This is a genomic window from Paracoccus aestuariivivens (genome assembly GCF_009711225.1).
In the GTDB taxonomy this organism is placed as follows: Bacteria; Pseudomonadota; Alphaproteobacteria; order Rhodobacterales; family Rhodobacteraceae; genus Paracoccus; species Paracoccus aestuariivivens.
Genome location: NZ_WMIE01000018.1, coordinates 1 through 24331 on the forward strand (window position 1 = coordinate 1; position 24331 = coordinate 24331).

The following is a 24331-nucleotide window of genomic DNA, read 5'->3' on the forward strand; positions in this document are numbered from 1 at the left end:
GATCGAACGGCTGTGGCGATCGCTCAAATACGAATGGGTCTACCTGAACGCCTTCGAGGCCGGCTCGGAGGCACGCAAGGGGATCGGCGCCCGGATCAGCGATTACAACGGAAAACGCCCGCACTCATCACACGGGTTGCTGACCCCGGCCGAAGCTTATGATACCTCCAACCAGAACCTGAAAGCCGCCGCCTGACATGAACCCCATGCTGAAGCTGAGCCGAGCGGCAAACCCGTCCAAATTCCCGGAACATCTCTGACATCGGGGAAGATGAGGCGGGGGTCGTGACCTACAACCGCGCGCTTGTCGCGCTGCCGAACCATTACGGTGCGGTGCCACGCGCGTGCCGCCCCTACCGGGCCTACAGCAAGGGCAAGATCGAGCCCTCCTTCCGCTACATTCGGAAGGACTTTTTCTTAGTGCGGTTCTTCCGTAACCTCGACGATCTCAATCGGTAGTTCGAGACCTGGCGCAGCACGATCGCCAATACCCGCAACCATACCACGACACTGAGGATCGTCGGCGAGGCATTCACCGAAAAGGCCTGCCCTTCGACCGCATCCCGCCGCCCTTCACTATGCGGCGGTCTTGTCGGTGGAGCGCCGTGTGTTAACCGCCACGGAATGGTCGCGGTGGGCGGCAATCTCTACAGTGTCACGAACACCGCGTGGCCCCGGATACTGAAGATCCAGCACACCCCAACCGGTTGCTGATCTTCGAGGATAGCCAACTCGACGCCCACCCTCCAATCCTTGAGGGCGAAGATCCGCCGCGGGTCGCCCCCGGCCCATGGGAAGGCGTCACCGCCGCAACTCTCGCGGCGGCTTCCGATATCGGGATTGCGACCTCCTTTAGAGTTCTACCATGCCGTCGGGCGACGTATGGCAGAGGAATGGGGCAGCAGATGAGCAAGCTTCTTGACTGCATTCGCGGGCGCTGATCGGCTTGCTAATACCCCGGGTGCTCGAATTTTACATATCTTCCGGACAGGTCAGCAACTACACCGGCGCGGCGGCATTTCTGAGCGGTCTGCCCAAACCTGAGGACTGTCGGCCGACAGAGGCGATGATGCTGATTGGTTCCGGGAAGCGCTGAAAGACAAAAGGATAAAGGTCTGCATCCCAAGCCATAAGAACCGCATGTGGCCCATCAAACACGACAAGCAGCGATATTAGCGACGCAACTGCATCGGGATCATGTTCGGTCGCTCAAGGACTGGCGACGGGTCGCCACAGGGTACGACAGATGACCAGAAAATCTCTTCACAGCCATCGCCCTCACCGCAGCGATGATGATCTAGCTATGAACAGAAAGGGGTCCTGAGCCTAAGAACTCACACCCCAAAATAATACAACTTCCATCTTTTCAATTGATCACAAGACACAGAATGCCTTCAACGATTCAATAACAGAAACAAAACTCACCTCAGAAGCAACACTAAAGCAACCGCAAATAGAATATATACATAGATCAATATACCTATCCGCGACAATCAATCACGGCGCGATGATAAATATATACCAAAATGGCATTCTGCCACATTGCTCAGCGGAAGTTTGCCGTAATTTTTAGGGCAAGACGCAAAATGTCGCCTGCGAACCTGCATCGACATTGAGGAGAGTATCATTCGTCAAAAATGCCTGCATATACGCATTGACGACTTCCTCCCCTCAGCCTGACTGGAGTTCAGCATGGCAATCATCAACGGAACAAACAGTAGTAACACGCTACGAGGTACAGCCTCGAATGACGTAATTTCTGGCCTTGGCGGCGCCGATATCTTCTATTGGAGGAGTGGAATAGGCAACGATACAATCCACGGAGGAAATGCGGGCGATAATTACGACGCAAACCCTTATACGCCGGGAAACCCCGGAGGGGATCGCCTCATACTGGAAGGTAATGTCGGGGCTAAGATCACCTTCTCGACGACCGAGGCCGGGACCGTCCAGATCGGCAGTAACAGACTGACGTTCGATGGAATCGAGAGACTAGAGGGCACTTCTGCAAACGACATCGTTCGCGGCGGCAACGCTAAACTGACCGCGGCACATGACGGCACGCCTCAGCATGGCCTCACGCTTTATACCTATGGCGGGAATGACGATATTGTCGCTTCAAATTTTGACGACATCATCGACGCCGGAGCAGGTAATGACACCATTCGCGCTGGAGGCGGCGGTGATGTCATTCATTCAAGCACCGGTAGTGACCTGATTTATGGCGGCGCTGGCGACGAGAATATCCGCTGGGGCTCCGGATCGAATATGCATAATCCCGGAAATGATACAATTTACGGCGGAACCGGAAACGATCTGATTAATATCTGGATCAAAGACGGAGATATCGACAACGAGGCCGTCGGAATTCGCGGCGTATCCGTTACGATTAATAACGTGAGCAACGCCGGCGCTTTCGCGGGAACTGCCTCAACCAATATCGGTGGGGCTTCCAGCCTGCGATTCTCCGAGTTCGAACAGGCTTGGACTCATGAAGGGAATGACACCGTCAACGGAGCAAATGCGACAGTCGCCGCAAATAAAGCCGGTATTATTTTCAACACGCGCTGGGGTCACGATGCGCTGACCGGCACCGGTGGGCACGACATTCTGGTGACCGATGACGGACGGGACACGATCACCGGCGGCAGGGGTAATGACGAACTTTGGATCGGCGAAGACGGCCGTCAAGCCGATGGAGACCGTGACGTCGTCATCTTCCGCGCGGGTGACGGGAATGACACCATATTCGGATTCGAATCGGATCTGGACGTGCTCAATCTTGCAGGCAGAAGCTACAATGCGCGGGAGACGGGTGACGGAACATTGCTGAGCTTTGGCAATGGCGACACAATCCTGCTCTCGGATGTGTTTGATTTCGTCTAAAGCACGCGAAGATGAATCGCGCGGTGTTTGGATATCGAGCATCGCGCGGTTCACTGCGACGATCCAACGGATAGGGTCGGAATCGGATCACTTTCCTTGTAGCAGCGTCACCGGATACTATTGAACGTTGCTATACGCAGCAGCGCAACACGCCCTTGGATCGCGGAATATGGCGCGAAGCTTTATCCCTTCGATTTGCAGGAGTAGTTCGTGCCGAATAAAGCCACAGTCAAAGGCGTCCTTGTCGATGCCACCCTGTCCCCGATCGCGCAAGGGAAGATCATAGCTACCCTAAGCGGGTCGGATGTGTTCGACGACGGCCTGCGGATCGTCACGCAAAAGGTCGAGACGACGACTAATGCGCGTGGTGAATGGACGATGGAACTGATCGTCAACGGCGACGGCCACAATGCTGCAACCAGTTGGACGATCGAGGGCTATAACCAGTTTGTCTCGAAGGTATTCGAGGTCAAATCTCTGTTCATCGCCAGTCCCTTGACGATCAGTCTGGGCGATCTGGAAAAATCGAGCGGCTTGAATCTCAAGGCGGCGCGTGACGGTGGCAACTGCCGATTGCTGAGTGTCTCGGGTTTTGCCGAGTATGCCCAACTGCCCGAAAACCAGCAGCGCGAAACCGATATTGTCCTTGTGACAGGGTTCTAAGCCCGAATGGCGCGGCGAATGGGCCGCGCCTTCTGTTCATGGGATATAGGTTTTTCCAAGGGACGCGACGCCGTTCACTTTCAGCAGGCGACGGTTCGAAGAAATAATGCCCAGTACCGCGATGGTGACCAAATAGGGCAGGCACGCCAGAAGCTGCGAGTTCAGGTTCACCCCGCCCGCCTGCGCCGCAAGTTGCGCCAGCGACACGGCTCCGAACAATACGGCGCCAAAGAACACCCGTCCGGTCATCCAGGTCGCAAATACCACCAATGCCAATGCAATCCAGCCGCGACCGGCGATCATGCCATCGGCCCAAAGCGGTGTGTACACGGTCGACGCATAGGCACCGGCAAAACCGGCCATCAGCCCGCCGAACAGCACCGCACCGTAACGGATCGCGATGACCGGATAGCCCAGTGACCGTGCGGCCGCAGGGTTTTCGCCCACGGCGCGAATGACAAGACCCATCTTGGAAAAACGCAACGCGGCCCAGATCGCAAAGGTCGCAAGCAAGGCGATCCATACTACGAAATCCTGAGTGAATAGCCCTCCGACGACAGGCAGTTCCCCAAGGCCCGGAACCGATAGTTTGGGCAAACCGCTTACGGTTTTGCTTTCATAGTTCTTGCCGAAAAGCGCTGACAGCCCCTGCCCCAGAATGCCGATGGCCAAACCTGCCGCGACCTGATTTGCCCGCAGCGAGATCGAAAGCCACGCAAAGACCAGCGACAGCGCCGCACCTGCCAAACCGGCCAGCAAAAAGCCCAGAGAATGCGTTCCGAACTGATGCACGGTCAGAAAGGCAATAACCGCCCCGACCGCCATCATCCCCTCGATCCCGAGGTTCAGTACGCCTGCCCGTTCGGCGATCAACTCGCCCAAGGCGGCCAACAGAAACGGCGTAGCGGCGGCCAGCATTCCGGCCAGAACGAATGTGATCGCGTTCATGCCCGCGCCTCCGTCGTTACGACACGCACGATGCGATAGCGCACCAGCGTGATAGCCGCGAGATAGCAGACCAGCAGCGACCCCTGGAATACCCGCACCGCAGCAATCGGAAGTTCGGTCGAGACCATCGCGTTGTCGCCGCCGATATACAGGATGGCAATCAGCAGCGACGAGAACAGGATGCCAATCGGGTTGAGCCCGCCCAGATAGGCGACGATGATCGCCGAATAGCCGTAGCCTGACGCGACCGAGCGTTGCAGCTGGCCGATTGGCCCGGCAACTTCGGCAGCGCCGGCAAGCCCTGCGGCAAAGCCTCCGATCAGCAGCGAGATCCAGACCGCCCGTCCTTCGGAGAAACCGGCATAGGCCGTTGCATGTGGCGCGAGACCGCCGACGATCAACTTGTAGCCCTGAAAACTGCGCTGCATGTAGACCCAGCAACCCAACGTCCAGACCAGCGCAAGGATCAACGCGACATTGACCCGCGTCCCCGGGATGATCAGCGGTAGCGTGGCGTCCAATTGGAACATCACCGATTGCGGAAAGTTGAAACCCATCGGGTCTTTCCATGGTCCGACCAGAAGATAGGCCAGCAACTGAGTGGCAATCAGGCTCATCATCAAGGTAACAAGGATCTCGGAGGCATTCAGCCGTACGCGCCAGAAGGCCGGAACCACCGCCCATAGCGCGCCACCGATCCCGCCCAGCAGCAGCATCGCGGGCCAGATCCACCCACCGGTCGCCTGCGGTACCCAGACCGGAATCGAGGCGGCGAAGATCGCGCCCAGAATGAATTGCCCCTCGGCGCCGATGTTGATGACATTGGCGCGAAATCCGATCGCCAATCCCTGCGCGATCAGCAGCAGCGGCGTCATCTTGAGCAGGACTTCGGAAAACGAGGACCACGACACCACCGGTTCGACCAGCATCGCGTAAAAGACCGCAGCGGGAGCTTTGCCCATCGCGATATACAGCACGAAGTTGAGCACAATCGTCACCAGCAGCGCGGTAATCGGCGCAAGGATCGCGACGCGACGCGAAGCACTGCTACGGCGGACAAGTTGATAGCGGGACAGCAACATCAGATCCCTGCCCGTTCTTCCGCGCCGATCATGTACCGGCCGATATCTTCGACCCGTGTCTCGGCTACGTTCAGCGAAGGGGAAAGTCGCCCCTCTCGGATGACCTGAATGCGGTCGCAGATTTCGAACAATTCCTCGATTTCCTCCGAGATGATCAGGACAGCGACGCCATCGTTGCGCAGATCGACCATACGCCTGCGGATCGCGGTCGCAGCGCCGATATCGACCCCCCATGTGGGCTGAGAGACGAACAGAATTTTCGGGGCCAGCATGATTTCGCGACCGACAATGAACTTCTGCAGATTGCCACCGGACAGCGCGCCCGCCTCGGCTTGCGGGCCGGGGGTGCGGACGTCGTAATCCTTGATACAGCGCGCGGTAAAATCGGCCTCTCGGCTGCGGTTGATCAGGCCGCGTTGCACCAATCCGAAACGGTGCGCGGTCAGCAGGCTGTTATCGGCCAATGACATTTCCGGAACTGCACCGCGGCCAAGCCGTTCTTCGGGTACAAAGGCAAAACCGAGCTTTCGCCGCGCGGCAGCGCCAAGATGACCGACGGATTTCCCCATCATCCGGATCTCGTCCGCGGCTGCCGGTCGCGTCGTTTCACCCGAGATCAGACGGGCCAGTTCAGCCTGCCCGTTGCCGGAAACGCCCGCGATGCCCAGAATTTCACCCGCGTGCAGGCGCAGGCTGATCTTTGACAGGGATTGCGCGAACGGATCGTCGGGTCGGTAGTCCAATCCTGCCAGTTCAAGACGTATTTCACCCGGTTCGCGGGCGATGGCAGGACGCGGCGCGGGCATGTCACGACCGATCATCATCTTGGCCAGATCATGCGCATCATGTTCGCGCGGATCGATGTTTCCCGTCACTTGCCCGTCGCGCAGAATGGTCGCGCGGTCACAGATCGAGCGGATTTCTTCCAGCTTATGCGAGATGAACAGGATCGAGACCCCGCGATCACGCAAGCGAGTCAGGGTCTGGAACAACCGCGTCACCGATTGCGGCGGCAGCACCGAAGTCGGCTCGTCAAGGATCAGCAAGCGCGGATCGGTCATCAGGCACCGGATGATCTCGACCCGCTGACGCTCACCTACGGACAAGGAATGGACATGGGCGCGCGGTTCGACCTCTAGGCCGTATTCCTGACCGAGTTCGCGGATACGCGCGGCAAGCTCGGCTTTGCGGCCCGGAACGATCAGCGAGATGTTCTCGACGACCGTCAGCGTCTCGAACAGCGAAAAATGCTGGAATACCATGCCGATGCCTTGGCGTCTCGCCTCGGCCGGAGAGGTCAGCCGGACAGGGTTCCCCTGCCAGATGACCTCGCCCGCATCGGGTGTTTCGACGCCGTAGATCAGTTTCATCAGCGTCGATTTGCCCGCGCCGTTCTCGCCCAGAATTGCGTGGATCGAGCCTTGGGCAACTTCCAGGTCGATGCCGCGATTGGCGCGGACCGTGCCGTAGGTCTTGGTCAGCCCACGAAGGGATAAAAGCGGCGCGGGCATGGGATCAGTTCGGCAGCGGCGTGGTCACGCCTTCGACATGCCAATCCATCGCGACGATTTCCTCGTCTTTCAGGGCAGCCCCTGCAGCTACGCCTTCCGAGCCATCCTGACGGCTGATCGGGCCGGCAAAGACCGGTGCTTCGCCCGAAATGATGCCTGCCTCTTTGGCTTTGATCTTTTCCATCGCGTCGGCAGGAATATCGGCACTCCAGTCGATGACTTTCTCGACTTTGTCGGCCGTGCCGAGGAACGCGTTATGGCCCTTGAAGCTGCCGTCGAAATGGGCGTTCACCGCCTCAAGGAAGAACGGCGACCAATCGGTGGCAGCACAGCCCAGATACTTCGTGGCGGCATAAGCCTTCATCGAAGAGTTGAGGTTACAGACGTAAGCACCTGACTTTTCGCAAACATCAACAACCGAAGGTGTGTCCTGAGCGTTCGAGAAGATGACGTCGCAGCCCTGCGCGATCAGCGCCTTGGCGGCCTCTTGTTCCTTGGCCGGATCGAACCACGAGTTCACCCAGACCACGGCGACTTCAGCCGCCGGATTGATCGCCTGCGCACCCATGGCAAAGGCATTGATCGAGGTGATCAGTTCGGGGATCGCAAAGGCCGAAACCGAGCCCAGTTTGCCGGTTTTCGATACCGCTGCCGCAGCCATGCCCAGCAAATAGGTGCCTTCGAAATTCTTCGCGGCGAAAGGCGTGAAATTCGGAGCGACCATGAAGCCCGAGGCGTGCAGCACGCTGACATCCGCATTGCGGCGTGCGATCTGTAGCGCACCGTTCTGATAACCGAACGAACCCGCGACCAGGAACTTGTTCCCGTCCGCGACCGACTTGGTCATGATGCGGTCGGCATCGGGGCCTTCCATGATGTTCTCGAGGATTGTGACCTTGACCTTGTCGCCATAGGCCGCCTTGACCGGCTCGAGTCCGTCAGCCAACGCACGCCCCCAACCCACATCACCCAGTGGCGAGGGCAGGACCAGCGTGATGCCCAGCGGTGCGTCCTGCGCGAAGGCTAGCGACGGAGCAAGACCGGCGGCAAGGCCAGCGGCAGCGGTCGACCGCAGGAAGCTGCGGCGATTCATGGGGGAGGTCATCGGTTCATCTCCTTGTCAGATATCTATTGTGGCCAGCGCGGCTTCTGCCTCGGCGGCCATTTGGGCCTCATCAAGGCCGGGGAAGGCTTCTCCGTCCCAGACGATCCGGCCATTCACCATGGTCAGGTCAGTCGCCATTCCGATCCCCACCCTTGCGATCAAGCTGGCGGGATCGTGGCGCGTCCCGACGTAATCCATCCGACGGCTGTCGATGGCGAACAGATCCGCCGCCATCCCCGGTGCCAGTTTGCCGATATCGGGACGACCCAGCAGCGATGCACCACCCGAGGTCGCGTAGCCCAGAAAATCGGCTGGCGCAGGGACCGGATGGTTGCGGGTCGAGGCGACAAGGCATTGCAGCATGTAAGCAGAATGGACGCAGTGCATCAGGTTGGAATTGTCGTTCGACGCGGCGCCATCGCAGCCGAGCCCGACCCGCACGCCCAATGCGTGCATCGCCGGAATCGGAGTGACTTCGGCGCCGACCAGATAGACCGGCTCGGGGCAATGCGAGATACCGGTACCCGACGCCGACAACTGCGCAAGTTCCGTCTCGGACAACTCCCAGCCATGGGCGTAGAATGTGTCGGGACCGCAGAAACCCATCTCTTCAAGATAATCGACCGTGCGCATCCCGTGGCGGGCGCGGATGACCTCGCTTTCGCCCTCTCCGGCATGGGTGTGCAGGATCAGCCCGTGCTGACGCGCCAACGCCAGAGATTCCGTGAATGTTTCGCGGTAGCAATTAACCGGCTGACACGGTGCCAGCGCGATCTGGCGCATCGAGAAGCGCGACGGATCATGATATGCGCCGACCAACCGTTCGCAATCGGCCAGAAACTCGTCGGTGGTTTCCAGCATCTCGTCGGGGATGGTCGAGCCTTCGGATTTCGGCAAGGTGTTCGTGCCGCGACCGGCGTGGAAGCGCAGACCGATTTTCTCGGCGGCCTCGAATTGACGATCGACAATGCCTTTTCCTGCCTTACGCGGGAAACAATACTGATGATCGAAAGCGGTTGTGCAGCCATGCTTTGCCAGTTCGGCCAGCGCCGTCACCGAGCTATGATAGAAGCAATCCTGGCTCAGACGCGCAAAGATCGGATAGATCCGGTCCAACCATTCGATCACCGACAGCTTGGTCCAGTCCAACTCGACACGGTTGCGCACGAAGCATTGGAAAAAATGGTGATGCGTGTTCACAAGGCCGGGATAAACAAACCAGCCGCGCGCATCGATGACTTCGGTGCCAGCGGGCATTCCTGCCGCAAGGCCCGCGCCGATACCGCTGATGGCGGGACCGTCGATCAGGATGTCGACATCGCGCAGGACCTGATCTCCGGTGACGACGGCGGCGCAATCCTTGAGCAGATATCCGGACATTCAGGCAGATTCCTTGCGAACGACATCTGGTTGGGGACCGGGTTCCGGCATCAGTTCATGCAGGCGATGGATGCCCGGCATCTCGACAAATCCGGGTAGTCCGCGAACCGCCCGCATCCAGAGCCGGATCGAGGGATAAGCATCCAGCGGCAGCCCCCCATCCGGTGCCAAAGCGACATAAGGGAAGCAGGCAATGTCGGCGATGGTCGGGCGGTCTCCGGCCAGAAAAATCCGGCCGCGACGGCGGGCCGCGCTGATCGCGGCCTCGAGCTCGCGCAGGGTCCGCGTAGCTGCAAGCCGCAGCTTCACGATGTCGCCGGGCATCTGCAGCATGTCATGCAGACGGGCTGCACCGGCAGAATCGGTCAGTCGCTGTGCGAAGGCCAGCCATTGCGCAACTTGCGCCCGCATGGCTGGCTTGTCGTCCCCCAACCATTCGGGAGCGTGGGTCGCGGCGATATAGGTCAGCATCGCTGTCGACTGGGTCAGAACCAGATCGCCCTCGGTCAGAATCGGAATTGTTCCCGAAGGATTCAGCGCCAACAATTCCGGTCCACGATGCTCGGCTCCGGGATGGAAATCGACGGGCCGCAATTCCAGCTTGATCCCGGCCAGCGCCGCCATCAGGCGCACACGATAACAGGACGGCGACAGGATATAATCGTAGAGTTTCATGCCGCCACCAATTGCGCGCCGTAAGTATAGCCGTGCCGTTTCAGCCAGCGCCGATAGGCAATCGAGGTCATATCCGCACGGGTCGGAATTTCCTTGCCGGGGTCCAGCGGCAAAAGCGCCGGAATCTGGTTTTCAAGGATCGAGCGGTCCTGAACAAAGATCATCTGTTGGAAATGGATCATGTCGGTCATCGAGCTATCGTCATCGAACAGCGCCATCCAAGGCCAGACCTCGCAGGTTTCCTCGGTCAGGGGCTGGACGAACAGCGTGATGACGTCCCACTCGCCCGGTCGCGGCGGAGAAGTCTTGTAAAGGATCGAGCAGGTCGGGCTGGGCACGCGGTACATATACTCGGTGGTGATCCCGCCTTGCGCCGATTTCGCCGCTTGCGGCTGGTAGAATTTCACCTTGGTTGCCCAGACCTCATCGACATCGTCGCGGATCTCGACCTCGTAACGCTCGACTTCCGTATGCGGCTCGGACCCCAGAATATCCGTGTGAACAAAGGGGAAATGCGCGATGTCCAGAAAATTCTCGACCGCGCGAAGGGGCGAGCAGCGGACCTTGACGCTGCCCACATCGACCAGCCGGCGTCCCGGTTGATCGGCTTCGGGAATCGGGAACAGATCCTGTTCGGGTTGACCCAAACTCGTCCAGATATGGCCGTAACGCGAGATGATCGGCAGGATGCGCCCTGCCCCGTCCGTGACACGCGCGCCGCCGGTTTCATCGGTCGCGATATGGATCGGTTCGCCCAGCAGCAGGCTGTCGCGGCCCTTTTGCGGCAATTGCGCCGCGATCGCAACCGGATACCACTGGTCTCGCATTGCTCCGCCATTCATGCTGCGAACTCCTGAACTGATTCCGCCTGACGACGCAGGGCTTCGACAGCGACTGAAACCCGATCCAATTGATCCGGACCAGTCCCGTCAGCCGCAAGGACATGCAGGTTGCAACCATCGGTCAGCGGCTGGAGCAAAAGAACGACATCGGTTCCACCAAGCGTACCGCGCAGTTCAAGTCCCGTACAACCGAAAGCCGCCGCCACAATCGAAGCCGGGACCGTCGTCCGGATGGTGCGAAAGCTTGCAAAACCGGCAAATTCCATAGGAAGATCAGCCGGTTCGGCGTCTTTTTCGGCGACCCAGACAATGCCGCCGGATTCAACGACCGCGAATACCGGCACCTTGATCGCCTCGGGCGGGGTCAGTTCCGGATGAGCCGGAATGCGATGGCACTGCCCGCCATCGCCGTAGCGCCAGCCGTGATAGATGCAGGACAGAAACTCGCCGCGAACGAAGCCGTGCGACAGGCGCATGCCGCGATGGGGGCAGCGATCCGACCAGGCTGCAATCCGACCCGAGGCGCTGCGCCAGATCACGATATCCTTATCGCCCAGTTGTCCGGGCGCGGCGCTACCTGAGGGAATATCCTGGGAAAGCGCGGCAGGGGTCCAGTTCATGGCACTCTTATCGTTAATTCGTGTTGAACGGGCCGCTATCATCACAATGAAGCGACAAATGCCATGGCAAATTGCCGCACCGACGTACAAAAAGATGAAATGCCGTTACGGCGCTGCTTAATTTTTATCCAGTCGGCATGTGGCAGCTTATCGCTCAGGCCGCCTCGCGAACAATCCGCTCGACCCAGACATCGATCGGTCCCAGCAGGCAGGCCATTTCCATCGCGTCCAGAAGTGCTGGCGGCCCCTCGACCAGAACCGAGACCGAGTCCGCGCCAGATTCGCGAAATCGAGCCGCGACCCCGATCCGGTCGGCATGGCTGCGCACCCACCCCTCGAATGTCGGGGCAGACAGAACGCCTTCGATCACAAATACTTCGGACAACATCTTCCCTCGCGGTGCGGCTGTGGCGGGATGGTTTGCGCGCCTATATAAAGGCGGGCCAGCAAACGGGAACAACGGCAAGAGCCATCAGGCCCGAACCGCACAAGGCCACCAACGACCGTATCCCGATTGAATTTTCTAGGAAAGATGGTACCGCCTCCCCGGCTCGAACGGGGGACCTCTAGATCCACAATCTAGCGCTCTAACCAACTGAGCTAAGGCGGCCTTCTTGGCGGGTTACTATAACCAGATTCCGGGGGATGCAAGCCCGACTTGCCGGAAAATTTTGCGCGATGTAATGATTTTTTAACAACCCTCAACAGAAGCCGGAAGGGCCACGCATGAGCCTCAATAGTCAAAGCGATATCGCAGCAAATTTGCAGATCGGTCCGACCGACCGTGGCATGGTGCGCATCTATGTCGAAGGTGAAGGTGTCGATCTTCCGCTCGACTTCGATCCCGAAGAGGCCGAGGAAATCGCCGAGGAACTTCTGGCTGCGGCCGAAGCTGCCCGCGAAATTCAGGGCAACGGTGGCAAAGGCGGCTCGGCTAAGAAACCGAAGCGCTGACACCCATCGGATCGGTGACCGCGAGCAACCTCGCGGTCGCAACCCGCGCAATGTCGCGCAAAAGTCGTGTGCGCCGCGCTGCGGCCAGACGGGATTCGGGGGCCATCTGCTGTAGTTCGGCCCCCCAGCTGTCGGCCCGGATCAGACCGCATCCCTCGGGCAGCAGTTCATCGGGAAAGTCGGTATCGACCGCCCAGAAGAAACGGTCGCAGAACTCCAGATATCCCTGCCATTTCCGATCAGCCATGAAATCGGCACGGCTGCTTTTGCATTCGACGACCCAAAGCTCGCCTTTGGGCGAGATCGAGATCACATCAACCCGCAAGCCACCTGTCGGCACAAATTCCAACAGTGGCGCATGACCCAGCGAAGTCAGCATACGCGAAACCCCCCGCGCGAGTCGCTGGCCCGGTTTTCCGAATGCGTCCTGTTCCAAACCGTCAGCGGGCATCGACATTTCGGCAGCATGAACCAAATGGGAACATGCCGCAAGACGCCCCACGCCCGGCTTGCGCATCCACCCCATCAGCCCTATTTACGGACGTGGCGGGTTTCTGCTCTTCGCGTGTGCGGCCTTTTTTTCCACTGGCCTATAATTTCACCGAGGGGGCTGGCTCTGTCGAGGCCCTGGTCTCGTTATCTGGTCCCCACCTGGACATCCAGGCTTTCGGGGAAACCTGCGCTGCCACGGTTGCTGCGGTTCCCGCCACTTCCTTCGCCGCCCTGACTGAAAAAGGGCGGCCCGAAGGCCGCCCCAGATCAAGAGAGAGAGAAGGGAAGTTCGGGACTTAGAACCCGTAAACCAGCGACACGCCCAGCGTGTTGTCGGTGCGGATTGCACGGTCCGAAACATATTCGGTCTTGTACGAGATGCGGGTCGCGAAGGAATCCGCCATCTTGAAGTTCAGACCCAGTTCGTTGGTCGCGGTATCGTTCGCGTCCGACGTCAGATAGTCCGTGTCGTTGGTCAGGAACATCGTTTCGTTGAAGCGATGGTAGAAGCGCGACGACACCAGATAACCCACGCCGGTATCCGAGACGGTTTCCAGCGTTTCGGCAACCGGATCGATTACGTTCACGGCTTTGGTATAACGGATACCCACAGCGGCCTGCATGCGCCATGCGGTGGTCCCGTTGTTAATGATGCGGTAGCCCGGACCGAAGCCGAAATAGGCGTCCCGTTTCATGCGACCATCGAGATCATCGAAAGTGTCGCCTTCATCAAGGCTGACCGGATCGTCTGCCAGCGCATCGGTGGTCAAGCGGCCAAGTGCGAAGCCGTAGAAGCGATCATTGATGCTGTACATGCCTTCATAGATGGTCGAGGTTTTATCGGTGTCTTTCTCACCGTTATTGTCCTCGCCATATTCAAGCAAAATACCGACCGACTGCGAGAACGCGCCTTGGTTGCTTGAAATACGTCCCGAAAGGCTGAAGTCCTGATTTTCGCTGTTGCCGGTACGGCCGACATAGCTCAGCGCAACCGAACCGAACACGCCTTCGGCGCTGTCCGGAGTGCCGAAACGATACGAATCTGCCGAACGGTCGAAGTCGTCGCGAACCGCTTCCTCAACGTCTTTCATGCCTTCATTAACTTGTGAGATGCCGGTCGCGTTCGCACCCGTAGCAATCTCAGACTGGGCAAAGGCGGGCGAGCTAAGTGCCGCAGCCAAGGCGGTTGCACCAGCAAGGTAAGCAAATGCTTTCATCTTCTCAGTCCTTTTCTGAACCGTTTAGTGTCCGTGGCACCTGTATTTATCGCCACGAGCATCTCTGCTGAGACAGAATTAATGCGGCGAGAGAGTCGCTAAAACCCCGTCGAGAAATTGGATTGCGCTCGCAAAATCGTGAATATTTCGTGCGTGATTAATATCAGCGGAAAATAGCGCACTCAGAATCGTGATGAAACCAAATCTACCATTAATATTTATGTTGTGATTTTTGTTTATTGTCAGAAACTAATACGCCGTCAGATTGCTCACGAAATGCGTACCGGATGAAACAACGACGCGGACAGGAAATAAGTGACGCGAGATTAGGCACGGGTCGACCGTGGCATCCGCGCCATGATTGTTGCGCCAGATCCACAGTTTTCAGCGAATGCTGACTTTTGGTCGGGAACCGTCTGGCCAAGCGCCGAAACCGCGCGACTGCTTACCGCCGATTTCCAGCATTTGCTGGGGAAAGCACGGTTGCATTTTTGCCGATAACCAGCCGACCTCGGCCGTGCGGAGGTTGGGCGTTGCGATTACCCATCAGCATAACCGAAATCGCGAACTGCACGCCCGAGAATAAAGCTGCATGAAAAAACATCAGCATGAACAAGCCGATCAGACCCGAGCCGCTACCGGTCAGCAAGTGCCGCAGCCCTGCGACATCAAGTCCGACGAGCAAGCCGGTAAAAACAGCACCAAGTCCCGCTCCGACCAGAATACTGACAAGATAAAGGTGGATGAGCCGGGGCAAGTGATCCTCCGCGCAATGTCTTGCACAGAGGATAACCTGAAAAAGGGCAATACCCAAGCGCCTCAGAAGGCCTCGGGACGTGCCTCATGTGCCATATGGTCCAGTACCGCGTTCACAAATTTGGATTCGCGGCCTTCGGGGAAGAACGATTGCGCGATGCGGACATATTCGGTGATGACGACCCGCGGAGGTACTTTCGACGCGACCAGTTCGGAACCGGCCGCGCGGAACAATGCGCGCAGAACGGGGTCGATCCGGTCGATCGGCCATTTCGCGACAAGCCCGCGATCGGTCAGTTGGTCGATCTTGGACTGCCATGTGACGGCTTCGTCCACGACGCGCCGGAACAGGCCCTCGTCGGCTTCGACCGAGACCATGTCCTCGTCTTCGTCCATGCGGCCAATGCGCCACTGTCCAAATTCGGCCATGACGCGGTCAGCCGACTGGCCGCCCGCCTCCATCTGGAACAGGGCTTGCACGGCATAAAGTCGTGCAGCCGAGGTACGCAGCTGACGCGCTGCTTTTTCTTCCGGATTCAACCGGTTTCCGCCTTGCCCGGTCATTCGCCTCGGGGTCCTTCAAGTTCACCCGCGATGCGGATTACGTCACAATTTAGGCTGCTAGCCTCGGAAGCGGGGCGACCTTCCCAACGGCGCTGCAGCGCAATCAGGTGAAGTGCAGCGGCGGCAGCACCGCCGCCTTTGTTTTGTCCTGCGGGCTCGGCACGGACAGCAGCCTGATCGAAGTTCTCGACCGTCAGGATACCATTGCCGATGCATACACCCTGCAACCCAAGCAGCGTCAGGCCGCGCGAACTGTCATTGCAAACAGTATCGTAATGCGTTGTCTCGCCGCGGATCACACAGCCAAGCGCCACATATCCGTCGTAAAGACCACGTGCCGCCGCCAGTCCGATCGCCGTCGGGATCTCGAGCGCGCCGGGAACCTCGATCAGATCGACGCTTGCCCCTGCTTCGGTCGCGATCGCTTTCGCACCGGCAACAAGGTCATCCGCAATCTGTCGATAATAGGGCGCGACCACGACCAGCAGACGGACGCTGCCCTCGATCTTGGGCAGCGGCAGCTGATAATGTTCGATACTGGCGGCCATGGCTTACTCTTTGGGAATCGGACGCGTGGAATGGATCGAAAGGCCGTAGGCGTCAAGCCCGACAACCTTAACTGGCGCCGAATTCGTCAAAAGAACAAGCTCGGACAGCCCGAGCGAGGAAAGAATTTGCGCTCCGAGACCGTATTGGCGAAGCGTGTGGGGTGAAACCTCGCCCTGCGCCTGAAGCTTCTTCTCGAGGTCGCGGAACAGAACGATGACGCCCCTGCCCTCATTGCCGATCAGGCGCATGGCTGCGGACAGATCACCGGCATCCTCACGACCAACACCCAGCACATCATGCAGCGGGTCCAGAACGTGCATGCGGACCAGTACCGGTTCGGAGGTGGTCAGATCGCCCTTGGTCAGAACGACATGTTCCGCGCCCGTGGTTTCATCCGCGAAAAGCCGCATCATCCAGTCGCCACCGTGAATAGAGCGGACCGGACGCTGCGCCGTTTCGGCGATCAGATTGTCATGCCTGCGACGGTAGGCGATCAGATCGCTGATCGTGCCGATCTTCAGACCATGCTTCTGCGCAAACGCCACCAGATCAGGCAGGCGCGCCATGCTGCCGTCCTCGTTCATGATCTCGCAGATCACGCCCGAGGGGCTAAGTCCGGCCAGACGCGGCACGTCGATGGCAGCTTCGGTATGGCCTGCCCGAACCAACACGCCGCCATCTCGCGCGCGCAGCGGGAAGACATGGCCGGGCGAGGCGATATCGGCCGCACCTTTGCTGGGATCGATCGCGACTGCGACAGTATGGGCGCGGTCGTGGGCGGAAATGCCGGTCGTCACACCTTCACGCGCCTCGATCGACATGGTGAAGGCGGTTTCATGGCGGCTGGAGTTCTTGGGGCTCATCAATGGCAGACCAAGCGCGTCGATGCGCTCGCCGGTCAGGGCCAGACAGATCAGGCCGCGGCCATGCATGGCCATGAAGTTGATCGCCTCGGGCGTGGCCATCTGGGCGGGGATGATCAGATCACCCTCGTTCTCGCGATCCTCGTGATCGACCAGAATGAACATGCGGCCATTGCGGGCCTCTTCGATGATTTCCTCGGTGGTCGAGATCGCATCCGACCAGTCACGTTCGACGGGTCCGGGATTGTCATATTGCATCCGCAACTCCTGCAAAGAAGGCCTGCCCGCTTACGAAACCCGCAAGCCCGCCCGCCGTCATCATCTCGCGCTCATGCGCGGTTTCGCCGATCATCAGAACGGCATCTCCCGGCAGGCCCTGAGCCTTGAGCCAGACTTTCATCTCGTCACGCATCATGCTCCAGCTGCTTCCGAACGGCGCAAGGGCACGACCCGAGACAGCACCGATCTGACGCGCCAACACTTCTGGCGCAAGCCCCGGCGCGCATCCCAGATGGGGTGACGCGGCGATATCTGCAATGCGCGTGGTCAGGACAGGCGGAACGGCCTGGTCGCGCCGGAAGACACCAAGTGCATTCGACGAGTAAAGAAAGGCGACCAGATCCCGCCCCGTCGTGGCCCGAACGCCCGCATAGGTCTTGTATTCAAGGCCCAGTTGCATGGCGCGACGCACCTGCATCCGGACAACTTCGACCGGCAAGCGCGCGCCCAGAAGCTCGCGTCTCGCAACTGTCCAGCAATGGGTGCGGAACCCGCTGCCCAGACCCGGACCGCCGTTGTGTCCGATGCCTGCCATCAGCCCGCCTCGGCCAAACGAGCGACGTAGCGGGCCAGAGTGTCGATTTCGAGGTTCACGGCATCACCCGTCTTGGCGTTGCCCCAGGTCGTGACCTCTTGCGTATGCGGAATGACATTGATCCCGAAGGTCGCGCCCGCGACCTCGTTCACCGTCAGAGATGTGCCGTTCAACGCGACCGAACCTTTGGGCGCGATGAAACGGGCCAGTGCATCGGGCGCGCGGAAGGTGATGCGGGTGCTGTCGCCCTCGGTATGCATTTCCTCGATGGTGGCGACACCGTCGACATGCCCCGAGACGATATGTCCGCCCAGTTCGTCACCGACTTTCAGGGCGCGTTCAAGATTCAATCGCTTTCCAGCGGCCCAACCATTCGCGCCGATATTGGTCTTGGACAGAGTTTCAGCCGAGATATCGACATCGAACCAGTCCGGACCTTTGTCCACGACTGTCAGGCAAACTCCATCGCATGAAATCGAAGCGCCCAGATCAACGCCGCTCATTTCATAGTGGCAAACAACGCGGGCTCGCATATCGCCCCGAATTTCTACGCTGCTGACCGTGCCGATATCGGTTATAATCCCCGTAAACATTGTGCCCCCAATGCGTATATCTGGGCCGAGACGTAGAGCTTTGCTGCGCAATCTTCAAGCGAAGCTGAGCCGAATGCTGCCGGTGCGAAATGAAAGCCCGTGACAGACTCGCTTCTTTGGTGCATTCAAATTTTACATCTTAAATCTTATTTGCGACCGATTAGCACTTCACGACGACCAAAGCTGCCAGAACGATGTCCGGCGCAATGAGGGCGATGACTTGACGATACTGACGCGACCCCCCCAGCAGATCCAGCCGACCGTGCTGGCTGTCCGTGCGCCGGAGCATCGCGTCTTCCTGATGCTTCAAGGCCCGCACGGGCCGTTTTTCAACCGGCTTGCGGGACAGCTTCGGCAAGCAGGCTCAACCGTCTGGCGCGTCAGCTTCAACGCTGGCGACGAATTCTTCTGGCAAGATCCCGAGCATCTGATCCGCCACACCGGCACCCCCGAGGAATGGCCCGAGCATCTTGAACAGATCATCCGCGAGAAAGGCGTGACCGATCTTGTCCTTTACGGCGATGTCCGCCCCGTTCACGCCACCGCCCGCGAGGCCTGTCATCGCAACGGGCTTGTCCTGCATGTCTTCGAAGAGGGGTATCTGCGCCCCTACTGGATCACCTATGAACGCGGCGGCTCGAACGGTCACTCGGCGCTGATCGATATCCCGCTGCGCGACATGCGGCGCGCGATGTATGGTCGCGGCGGAGAGCTCAGCCGACCGCCAGCGCATTGGGGCGATATGCGCCAGCACAAATTCTATGGCGCACTTTACCATTTCTTCGTTCTGGTCGCCAACCAGCGCTACAAGGGTTACCGTACCCACCGAAAAATCGGTGTGTTCCACGAATTCCGGCTGAACCTTCGCAAGTTCCTGCTCACGCCGGTCGATATGCTCGCGCAGATGCGCGAAACGTCACAGATCCAGCGTGGCGGATTCCCCTATGCCATCGTGCTGATGCAGCTCGAACACGATTCGAACTTCGTGGCCCATTCCGATTATTCCACGTTATCGGACTTCACCAATGAAGTGCTTGAAGCATATAGCAAATTCGCACCGCGCCATCACCATCTGGTCTTCAAGGCCCATCCTCTGGAAGACGGACGCGGCGGCATTCGGGGCGCGATCGAACGCAAAGCAACCGAGTTGGGGATCACCGACCGCGTCCATTATGTGCGGGGCGGCAAATTGGCGCGGTTGCTGAACCAGGCCCGGGCCGCAGTCACCGTGAACTCGACGGCCGCACAACAGGCCCTATGGCGCGGCCTGCCCGTCAAGGCAATGGGACGCGCGGTATATTGCAAGCCCGGACTGGTTTCAGGGCAAAAACTGGCGCAATTTTTCGCCGATCCCACGCCTCCGAACGCCGCTTCGTATCGGCGGTATCGCGACTTTCTGCTGGAAAGCAGCCAAGTCCCCGGCGGCTTTTATGCCAATTGGTCGCGCGCACATACTTTACGCTTTGTTGTCGATATGATCCTTGCTGCCGAGGATCCCTATCAGGCTTTGGTAGCCGGACGTGGGAAATATCGGCAACAGATGGAGCGGAATGCTCAGTGATCGAGCGCTAAATCATGGAAAAGCCGAAAAAGCTGCTTTAGGCTGGCCACAAATAAATCTGGGCGAAACCCAGCAGGGGACGAGAGACAGGAGTAACAACTTGACCACATTGAATTTTTCGCGCACCGCCGGTGACGCAGCTTTACGCTCGCGCCGCTCGTGGGCCGGTAGAATGGGTCAAATCGCGGTGATCGGAGCGGTCGTTTTCGTCTCGGCTTGCGGTCTGCCGCGCTCGGGACCGACCCGCGGTCAGATTCTTGACGGGTCCATCGAAAAAGGTGGTTCCTCGCATGTCGTCATGGTGGATGACCGCGTTAACCGCGCGGCAAGCTATTCGCCAGCCTATGGCTTCGGTTCGGATTTCCAGGCCGCCGGACAGGTCGGAGCCGACGAAGTCCGCCCCGGCGACGTTCTGGGTCTGTCGATCTGGGAAAACGTCGATGACGGGCTTCTGGCCTCAATGGGTTCCAGTTCTACGCAATTGCAGCAACTGCAAGTCGACAGCCAAGGCTATATCTTCGTGCCCTATGCCGGTCGCATCCGCGCCGCTGGCAACAGTCCCGATGAATTGCGCCGCATCATCACGCAAAAACTGGAAACCCAGACACCGGACCCGCAAGTCACGGTCACCCGCATCGCCGGAGACGGCGCGACAGTTTCCGTCATGGGCAAGGTGAACGGTCAGGGCGTCTTCCCGATCGAGCGTCCGACCCGGACCCTGTCGGCCATGTTGTCGAAGGCAGGTGGCGTCTCGATCGAGCCCGAAGTTGCCGTTGTCACCGTCAAACGCGGTGGTGCAACCGGCAAGGTCTGGCTGCGTGACCTGTACTCCAGCTCGCGCAACGACATCGCGCTGCGTCCGGGCGACATCATTCTGGTCGAAGAAGACCAGCGCAGCTTCACCGCACTCGGTGCGCTTGGCGGGCAGACAAAGGTTCCGCTGGGCAACGAGCAGATCAGCGCGATCGAGGCCGTGGCGATGGTCGGCGGCCTACTGACCGCGCTGGCTGACCCCAAGGGCGTATTCGTCCTGCGCGACGAACCTCAATCGGTGGCGCGCGCCGTTCTTGGCCGCAGCGATGTCTACGGTACCCAGCGCATCGCTTATGTGCTTGACCTGACCAAGCCCGACGGCATGTTCATGGCACGCGACTTCACGATCCGCGATGGCGACACGGTCTATGTAACCGAGGCCCCGATGGTTCAGTGGACCAAAACGCTCAACGTCATCCTTGCTCCGGTCAACCAGATCCGCACGACCGAAAGCGGGTTCTAAGAGCGTGAGGATAGACAATAAGGCCGCCGGAGATTTCCGGCGGCTTTTCGTATTCAACGGCGGTTTTTTCAAACAACCACGCCTGCGTCGCATTCTGACGCTGTCGGGCTACAGACCGGTGATCGGGCTACCCGCGTCCGACGATCTCGTTGGCGTCTGGGGCGCAAGCCCGACTGCATGGCGCGGCGAGGCCGTTGCACATCGCACCGGCTCGCACATCATCCGGATCGAGGACGCTTTCCTGCGTTCGATCCTGCCCGGGCGGGCAAAGGGTTCCGTGGCACGGCGCGGCCCGATCGGATTGATTCTGGATGATGTCGGCCTGCATTTCAGACCCGACACACCGTCATTGATCGAAAAGACCATCGTCTCGACAGATGCCATCTCGAGGCAAGCTGACGCGGCCAGTGCCATCCAGCGTTTGATCGCGGCAGATGTGTCGAAATACAACGCCCATCTCGAACGCGTCCCGCCGCCCAAGGCCGGTTACGTTCTGGTCATCGACCAGACACGCGGGGATGCCTCATTGCTCGGGCAAGATCGAGACGCCTTCCTGACCATGCTCGCGGCCGCGCGGGATGAAAATCCGGGCTGCCACATTGTCATCCGCAGCCATCCCGAAACGGCGTCTGGGCTGCGACCGGGGCACTTCACTGCATCCGACCTGCGGAAAGGCGACGAGTTCTGCGACACGCCCGTCTCGCCCTGGGCCCTGCTTCGCGGTGCCGAACGGGTCTATGTCATGTCCTCGCAGCTTGGCTATGAAGCCATGCTCGCGGGTCATGTGCCACGCGTCTTTGGCCAGCCTTTTTATGCCGGTTGGGGGCTTTCGTCGGACCAGCACCGCTTTGCCCGCCGAAACCCAGCCAGCATCGAACAACTGTTCGCAGCAAGCCATCTGATCGCTCCGGTCTGGTACGATCCCTGCGGCGACCGCCTGACCGACTTCGAGGGCGCCCTGCGCCAGATCGAGGCCGAGGCAAAGGCATGGCGACAGGATCACAATGGCCATCTGGCCTTCGGGATGCGGCTCTGGAAACGCCCCTCGCTTGCGCGGGTGTTCGGCGGCGGCAAGGGCGTGCGGTTCACAAATACCGCGTCGGAACAGGTTACGCTGGCTTGGGCAGGCAAGGCCGATCAGGTTCCGCAGGCCATTCGGGTCGAGGACGGATTCCTGCGCTCTCGCGGTCTTGGCGCGGCACTGGTCCCGCCGCTATCGCTGGTCGCGGATGATCTGGGGATCTATTACGACCCCACCCGCGAAAGTCGCTTCGAGCGGACCATGGACAGCGATCTTCCCCCACAGGGAGCGGTCCGTGCCGCAAACCTGGCGCAAGCCCTGACCGCATCCGGAGTGACAAAATACAATCTGACCGGAGATTTGCCGCGCCTTCCCAACGGCCATCGCATCCTTGTGCCGGGTCAGGTCGAGGACGACGCCTCGATCCGTCTGGGCGCCGGAACAGAGCGCACGAATCTGGCCTTGCTGGAACGGGTTCGGGCCGAAAATCCCGATGCTGTGCTGATCTACAAACCGCATCCCGACGTCGAGGCCGGCCTTCGCCCCGGGCTTATCACGAATTCCGATTTGCAACGCTTGGCTGATGTCGTGGCCCGTCACAGCAGCGCCGCCAGCCTGATGGCCGAGGTTGACGAAGTCTGGACGATCACATCGACCCTTGGTTTCGAGGCGCTTTTGCGGGGCCTCAAGGTCACTACCCTCGGGGCTCCGTTCTACGCCGGTTGGGGGCTGACCCGTGATCTTGGTCCGGTGCCCGCCCGCCGCAAGGCCAAGGCCGACCTGAACCGTTTGGTCCATGCCGCACTAATCAGCTATCCGCGCTATCATGATCCGATCAGCGACCTGCCCTGCCCGCCCGAGATCGCGGTCGAACGTCTGGCAAATCCCGACCAGAATCTTCGTGGCAGTCCGGCTTTGCGGATTCTGGCCAAGGCTCAGGGCGCGCTCAGCAGCTATGCATGGCTTTGGCGGCGCTAGTCGCGCAGCCAGCGATGCATCACATCCGCGCCGATCCGTCGGTGTTCGACCAGCCGGAAGCGGCGTGCCTCTGCCAGACGACCAAGCTCCATCGCCGCAATCGCGGGGCGGGCATCGCCCCCCAATACCACGCCAGCCGTGTAGCCGATCAACTGGTCAACCAGCCCCGCGCGCATCAGACTGGCGGCAAGGACTCCGCCGCCTTCACAAAAGACGCGCGTCAGGCCCTTGGCACCAAGTTCGGCCATGAAGACGGCAGGCTCGCCACCGACCTGCCATAACGGCCCAAAGTCGCGACCCTCGGCGGGAAGTTCGGGCAGGTCTTGCGAGGAGACGACGATCCGCACCGGCTGCCGCACCGATCCCATTCCCCGCACATTCAACGCGGGCAAATCGGCCCTCGCAGTGCCGCCGCCTACCATAACGGCATCATGGGCCAGCCGCAGCGCGTGGACGTGACGCCGCGCTTCGGGTCCGGTGATCCATTGGCTGTCCCCCGATGCCGTGGCGATCCGGCCATCAAAGCTGTTCGCCAGCTTCAGGGTCAGCATCGGCCGACCTTGGGTGATGCGCGTCAAGAAGCCGCGCTGCTGCTCGCGCGCCTGCGCCGCGCGCACGCCTTGAATGACCGAAATCCCCGCCGATTCCAGCATCGCAATGCCGCGGCCCGAGACTCGCGGATCAGGATCGGTGATCGCGACGACAACCTTCGCTATCCCTGACCTGATCAGCGCCTCGGCACAGGGCGGTGTCTTGCCGTAATGCGCGCATGGCTCAAGCGTCACATGGGCGGTAGCACCTCGGGCCGCATCGCCCGCCTGCGCCAAGGCCATCACTTCCGCATGGGGTCTGCCGCCGGGTTGAGTCCAACCGCGACCCAGCACCCTGCCATCGCGTTCGATCACGCAGCCGACAGCGGGATTGGGCCATGTATTGCCCAAACCACGCGCCGCCAGGGTCAGCGCGTGATCCATATGACGC

Annotated in this window: 26 protein-coding genes, 1 tRNA gene and 1 pseudogene; 9 read left to right on the forward strand and 19 right to left on the reverse strand. The window is 59.9% G+C overall.

All coding sequences use genetic code 11. The features are described from left to right. The 5 genes and pseudogenes from GL286_RS18065 to GL286_RS18080 form a co-directional block, all read left to right on the forward strand. Window positions 1–196 (forward strand): integrase core domain-containing protein (locus tag GL286_RS18065; protein WP_155096976.1); only part of this gene is annotated, 196 nt, incomplete at its 5' end. An 89-nt stretch (window positions 197–285) separates the two neighbouring features. Then, window positions 286–459 (forward strand): hypothetical protein, encoded by a 174-nt coding sequence (locus tag GL286_RS18070; RefSeq protein ID WP_155096977.1) that lies wholly within the window; start codon window positions 286–288, stop codon window positions 457–459. Between the two features lie 517 nt (window positions 460–976). Beyond that, window positions 977–1250 (forward strand): annotated as a pseudogene (locus GL286_RS22650) (transposase family protein); the annotation flags it as partial. A 442-nt stretch (window positions 1251–1692) separates the two neighbouring features. Further along, window positions 1693–2886 carry a calcium-binding protein gene (locus GL286_RS18075; protein ID WP_155096978.1) on the forward strand — a complete coding sequence of 398 codons (1194 nt, stop codon included), beginning with the start codon at window positions 1693–1695 and terminating at the stop codon, window positions 2884–2886. Between the two features lie 210 nt (window positions 2887–3096). Next, the gene (locus tag GL286_RS18080; RefSeq protein WP_170295287.1) at window positions 3097–3549 is read left to right on the forward strand and encodes a hypothetical protein; all 453 of its coding nucleotides are present in this window, start codon (window positions 3097–3099) and stop codon (window positions 3547–3549) included. A gap of 36 nt (window positions 3550–3585) precedes the next feature. Here GL286_RS18080 and GL286_RS18085 read toward each other — a convergent pair whose 3' ends face one another. The 10 genes from GL286_RS18085 to GL286_RS18130 form a co-directional block, all read right to left on the reverse strand. Then, entirely contained in the window at window positions 3586–4497 is a 912-nt protein-coding gene (locus tag GL286_RS18085; RefSeq protein WP_155096979.1) for an ABC transporter permease, read from the reverse strand. Next, entirely contained in the window at window positions 4494–5579 is a 1086-nt protein-coding gene (locus GL286_RS18090; protein ID WP_155096980.1) for an ABC transporter permease, read from the reverse strand. The genes GL286_RS18085 and GL286_RS18090 overlap by 4 nt, the downstream gene beginning before the upstream one ends. Continuing rightward, the gene (locus GL286_RS18095) at window positions 5579–7090 is read right to left on the reverse strand and encodes an ABC transporter ATP-binding protein (RefSeq protein WP_155096981.1); all 1512 of its coding nucleotides are present in this window, start codon (window positions 7088–7090) and stop codon (window positions 5579–5581) included. Before GL286_RS18095 ends, GL286_RS18090 begins: the two co-directional genes overlap by 1 nt. Window positions 7091–7094: 4 nt before the next feature. Further along, window positions 7095–8195, reverse strand: coding sequence for a BMP family ABC transporter substrate-binding protein (locus GL286_RS18100; protein WP_155096982.1), 1101 nt, complete (start codon window positions 8193–8195; stop codon window positions 7095–7097). A 15-nt stretch (window positions 8196–8210) separates the two neighbouring features. After that, window positions 8211–9575, reverse strand: coding sequence for an amidohydrolase (locus GL286_RS18105; protein WP_155096983.1), 1365 nt, complete (start codon window positions 9573–9575; stop codon window positions 8211–8213). Next, window positions 9576–10250 (reverse strand): glutathione S-transferase family protein, encoded by a 675-nt coding sequence (locus GL286_RS18110; protein WP_155096984.1) that lies wholly within the window; start codon window positions 10248–10250, stop codon window positions 9576–9578. It lies immediately after the preceding gene. Next, the gene (locus GL286_RS18115) at window positions 10247–11092 is read right to left on the reverse strand and encodes an aromatic ring-hydroxylating oxygenase subunit alpha (protein ID WP_155096985.1); all 846 of its coding nucleotides are present in this window, start codon (window positions 11090–11092) and stop codon (window positions 10247–10249) included. Before GL286_RS18115 ends, GL286_RS18110 begins: the two co-directional genes overlap by 4 nt. After that, entirely contained in the window at window positions 11089–11712 is a 624-nt protein-coding gene (locus GL286_RS18120) for a Rieske 2Fe-2S domain-containing protein (RefSeq protein WP_155096986.1), read from the reverse strand. The genes GL286_RS18115 and GL286_RS18120 overlap by 4 nt, the downstream gene beginning before the upstream one ends. 154 nt (window positions 11713–11866) lie before the next feature. Next, window positions 11867–12100 carry an acylphosphatase gene (locus GL286_RS18125; RefSeq protein WP_155096987.1) on the reverse strand — a complete coding sequence of 78 codons (234 nt, stop codon included), beginning with the start codon at window positions 12098–12100 and terminating at the stop codon, window positions 11867–11869. Window positions 12101–12245: 145 nt separating this feature from the next. Next, window positions 12246–12322: transfer RNA gene (locus GL286_RS18130), tRNA-His, on the reverse strand. 116 nt (window positions 12323–12438) lie between these two features. Between GL286_RS18130 and GL286_RS18135 the strand changes: the two genes are divergently transcribed. After that, window positions 12439–12666, forward strand: coding sequence for a DUF6324 family protein (locus GL286_RS18135; RefSeq protein ID WP_155096988.1), 228 nt, complete (start codon window positions 12439–12441; stop codon window positions 12664–12666). Here GL286_RS18135 and GL286_RS18140 read toward each other — a convergent pair. The 8 genes from GL286_RS18140 to GL286_RS18175 all read right to left on the reverse strand — a co-directional run bounded on the left by GL286_RS18140 (window position 12647) and on the right by GL286_RS18175 (window position 18514). After that, window positions 12647–13117, reverse strand: coding sequence for an MmcB family DNA repair protein (locus GL286_RS18140; protein WP_155097031.1), 471 nt, complete (start codon window positions 13115–13117; stop codon window positions 12647–12649). The two genes, GL286_RS18135 and GL286_RS18140, sit on opposite strands and share 20 nt — an antisense overlap. A gap of 337 nt (window positions 13118–13454) precedes the next feature. Beyond that, complete coding sequence (locus GL286_RS18145) at window positions 13455–14375, reverse strand: DUF481 domain-containing protein (protein ID WP_155096989.1); 921 nt, start codon at window positions 14373–14375, stop codon at window positions 13455–13457. A gap of 445 nt (window positions 14376–14820) precedes the next feature. Next, window positions 14821–15132 carry a hypothetical protein gene (locus GL286_RS18150; RefSeq protein WP_155096990.1) on the reverse strand — a complete coding sequence of 104 codons (312 nt, stop codon included), beginning with the start codon at window positions 15130–15132 and terminating at the stop codon, window positions 14821–14823. Between the two features lie 62 nt (window positions 15133–15194). Continuing rightward, window positions 15195–15695, reverse strand: a complete 501-nt coding sequence (nusB, locus tag GL286_RS18155) for a transcription antitermination factor NusB (RefSeq protein WP_155096991.1) — start codon at window positions 15693–15695, stop codon at window positions 15195–15197. Beyond that, entirely contained in the window at window positions 15692–16243 is a 552-nt protein-coding gene (locus GL286_RS18160; protein WP_155096992.1) for a 6,7-dimethyl-8-ribityllumazine synthase, read from the reverse strand. The genes nusB and GL286_RS18160 overlap by 4 nt, the downstream gene beginning before the upstream one ends. 3 nt (window positions 16244–16246) lie before the next feature. After that, window positions 16247–17365: a 3,4-dihydroxy-2-butanone-4-phosphate synthase gene (ribB, locus tag GL286_RS18165; RefSeq protein ID WP_155096993.1), complete on the reverse strand. Its 1119-nt coding sequence runs from the start codon at window positions 17363–17365 to the stop codon at window positions 16247–16249. Next, a complete protein-coding gene (locus GL286_RS18170; protein WP_155096994.1) occupies window positions 17355–17921 on the reverse strand; it encodes a hypothetical protein in 567 nt (188 codons plus the stop codon). Before GL286_RS18170 ends, ribB begins: the two co-directional genes overlap by 11 nt. Then, window positions 17921–18514 carry a riboflavin synthase gene (locus GL286_RS18175; RefSeq protein WP_155096995.1) on the reverse strand — a complete coding sequence of 198 codons (594 nt, stop codon included), beginning with the start codon at window positions 18512–18514 and terminating at the stop codon, window positions 17921–17923. Before GL286_RS18175 ends, GL286_RS18170 begins: the two co-directional genes overlap by 1 nt. A gap of 301 nt (window positions 18515–18815) precedes the next feature. Here GL286_RS18175 and GL286_RS18180 point away from each other — a divergent pair, with 301 nt between their 5' ends. From GL286_RS18180 to GL286_RS18190, 3 genes are all read left to right on the forward strand, one after another. Then, the gene (locus GL286_RS18180) at window positions 18816–20075 is read left to right on the forward strand and encodes a capsule biosynthesis protein (protein WP_155097032.1); all 1260 of its coding nucleotides are present in this window, start codon (window positions 18816–18818) and stop codon (window positions 20073–20075) included. 172 nt (window positions 20076–20247) lie between these two features. Beyond that, complete coding sequence (locus GL286_RS18185) at window positions 20248–21351, forward strand: polysaccharide biosynthesis/export family protein (RefSeq protein WP_155097033.1); 1104 nt, start codon at window positions 20248–20250, stop codon at window positions 21349–21351. A 4-nt stretch (window positions 21352–21355) separates the two neighbouring features. Continuing rightward, window positions 21356–23350, forward strand: a complete 1995-nt coding sequence (locus tag GL286_RS18190) for a capsular polysaccharide biosynthesis protein (protein ID WP_170295290.1) — start codon at window positions 21356–21358, stop codon at window positions 23348–23350. Here GL286_RS18190 and ribD read toward each other — a convergent pair. Beyond that, window positions 23347–24324 carry a bifunctional diaminohydroxyphosphoribosylaminopyrimidine deaminase/5-amino-6-(5-phosphoribosylamino)uracil reductase RibD gene (gene ribD, locus GL286_RS18195; RefSeq protein ID WP_155097034.1) on the reverse strand — a complete coding sequence of 326 codons (978 nt, stop codon included), beginning with the start codon at window positions 24322–24324 and terminating at the stop codon, window positions 23347–23349. The two genes, GL286_RS18190 and ribD, sit on opposite strands and share 4 nt — an antisense overlap. Between the last annotated feature and the right edge of the window lie 7 nt (window positions 24325–24331).

Coding starts and splice junctions, on each gene's coding strand:
- GL286_RS18125 (WP_155096987.1), bottom strand. CDS start 12,100: ATGTTGTCCGAAGTATTTGTGATCGAAGGCGTTCTGTCTGCCCCGACA.
- GL286_RS18105 (WP_155096983.1), bottom strand. CDS start 9,575: ATGTCCGGATATCTGCTCAAGGATTGCGCCGCCGTCGTCACCGGAGAT.
- GL286_RS18185 (WP_155097033.1), top strand. CDS start 20,248: ATGGGTCAAATCGCGGTGATCGGAGCGGTCGTTTTCGTCTCGGCTTGC.
- GL286_RS18100 (WP_155096982.1), bottom strand. CDS start 8,195: ATGACCTCCCCCATGAATCGCCGCAGCTTCCTGCGGTCGACCGCTGCC.
- GL286_RS18085 (WP_155096979.1), bottom strand. CDS start 4,497: ATGAACGCGATCACATTCGTTCTGGCCGGAATGCTGGCCGCCGCTACG.
- GL286_RS18140 (WP_155097031.1), bottom strand. CDS start 13,117: ATGCCCGCTGACGGTTTGGAACAGGACGCATTCGGAAAACCGGGCCAG.
- nusB (WP_155096991.1), bottom strand. CDS start 15,695: ATGACCGGGCAAGGCGGAAACCGGTTGAATCCGGAAGAAAAAGCAGCG.
- GL286_RS18110 (WP_155096984.1), bottom strand. CDS start 10,250: ATGAAACTCTACGATTATATCCTGTCGCCGTCCTGTTATCGTGTGCGC.
- GL286_RS18160 (WP_155096992.1), bottom strand. CDS start 16,243: ATGGCCGCCAGTATCGAACATTATCAGCTGCCGCTGCCCAAGATCGAG.
- GL286_RS18180 (WP_155097032.1), top strand. CDS start 18,816: ATGCTTCAAGGCCCGCACGGGCCGTTTTTCAACCGGCTTGCGGGACAG.
- GL286_RS18135 (WP_155096988.1), top strand. CDS start 12,439: ATGAGCCTCAATAGTCAAAGCGATATCGCAGCAAATTTGCAGATCGGT.
- GL286_RS18170 (WP_155096994.1), bottom strand. CDS start 17,921: ATGGCAGGCATCGGACACAACGGCGGTCCGGGTCTGGGCAGCGGGTTC.
- GL286_RS18120 (WP_155096986.1), bottom strand. CDS start 11,712: ATGAACTGGACCCCTGCCGCGCTTTCCCAGGATATTCCCTCAGGTAGC.
- GL286_RS18075 (WP_155096978.1), top strand. CDS start 1,693: ATGGCAATCATCAACGGAACAAACAGTAGTAACACGCTACGAGGTACA.
- ribD (WP_155097034.1), bottom strand. CDS start 24,324: ATGGATCACGCGCTGACCCTGGCGGCGCGTGGTTTGGGCAATACATGG.
- GL286_RS18145 (WP_155096989.1), bottom strand. CDS start 14,375: ATGAAAGCATTTGCTTACCTTGCTGGTGCAACCGCCTTGGCTGCGGCA.
- GL286_RS18095 (WP_155096981.1), bottom strand. CDS start 7,090: ATGCCCGCGCCGCTTTTATCCCTTCGTGGGCTGACCAAGACCTACGGC.
- ribB (WP_155096993.1), bottom strand. CDS start 17,365: ATGCAATATGACAATCCCGGACCCGTCGAACGTGACTGGTCGGATGCG.
- GL286_RS18115 (WP_155096985.1), bottom strand. CDS start 11,092: ATGAATGGCGGAGCAATGCGAGACCAGTGGTATCCGGTTGCGATCGCG.
- GL286_RS18175 (WP_155096995.1), bottom strand. CDS start 18,514: ATGTTTACGGGGATTATAACCGATATCGGCACGGTCAGCAGCGTAGAA.
- GL286_RS18090 (WP_155096980.1), bottom strand. CDS start 5,579: ATGTTGCTGTCCCGCTATCAACTTGTCCGCCGTAGCAGTGCTTCGCGT.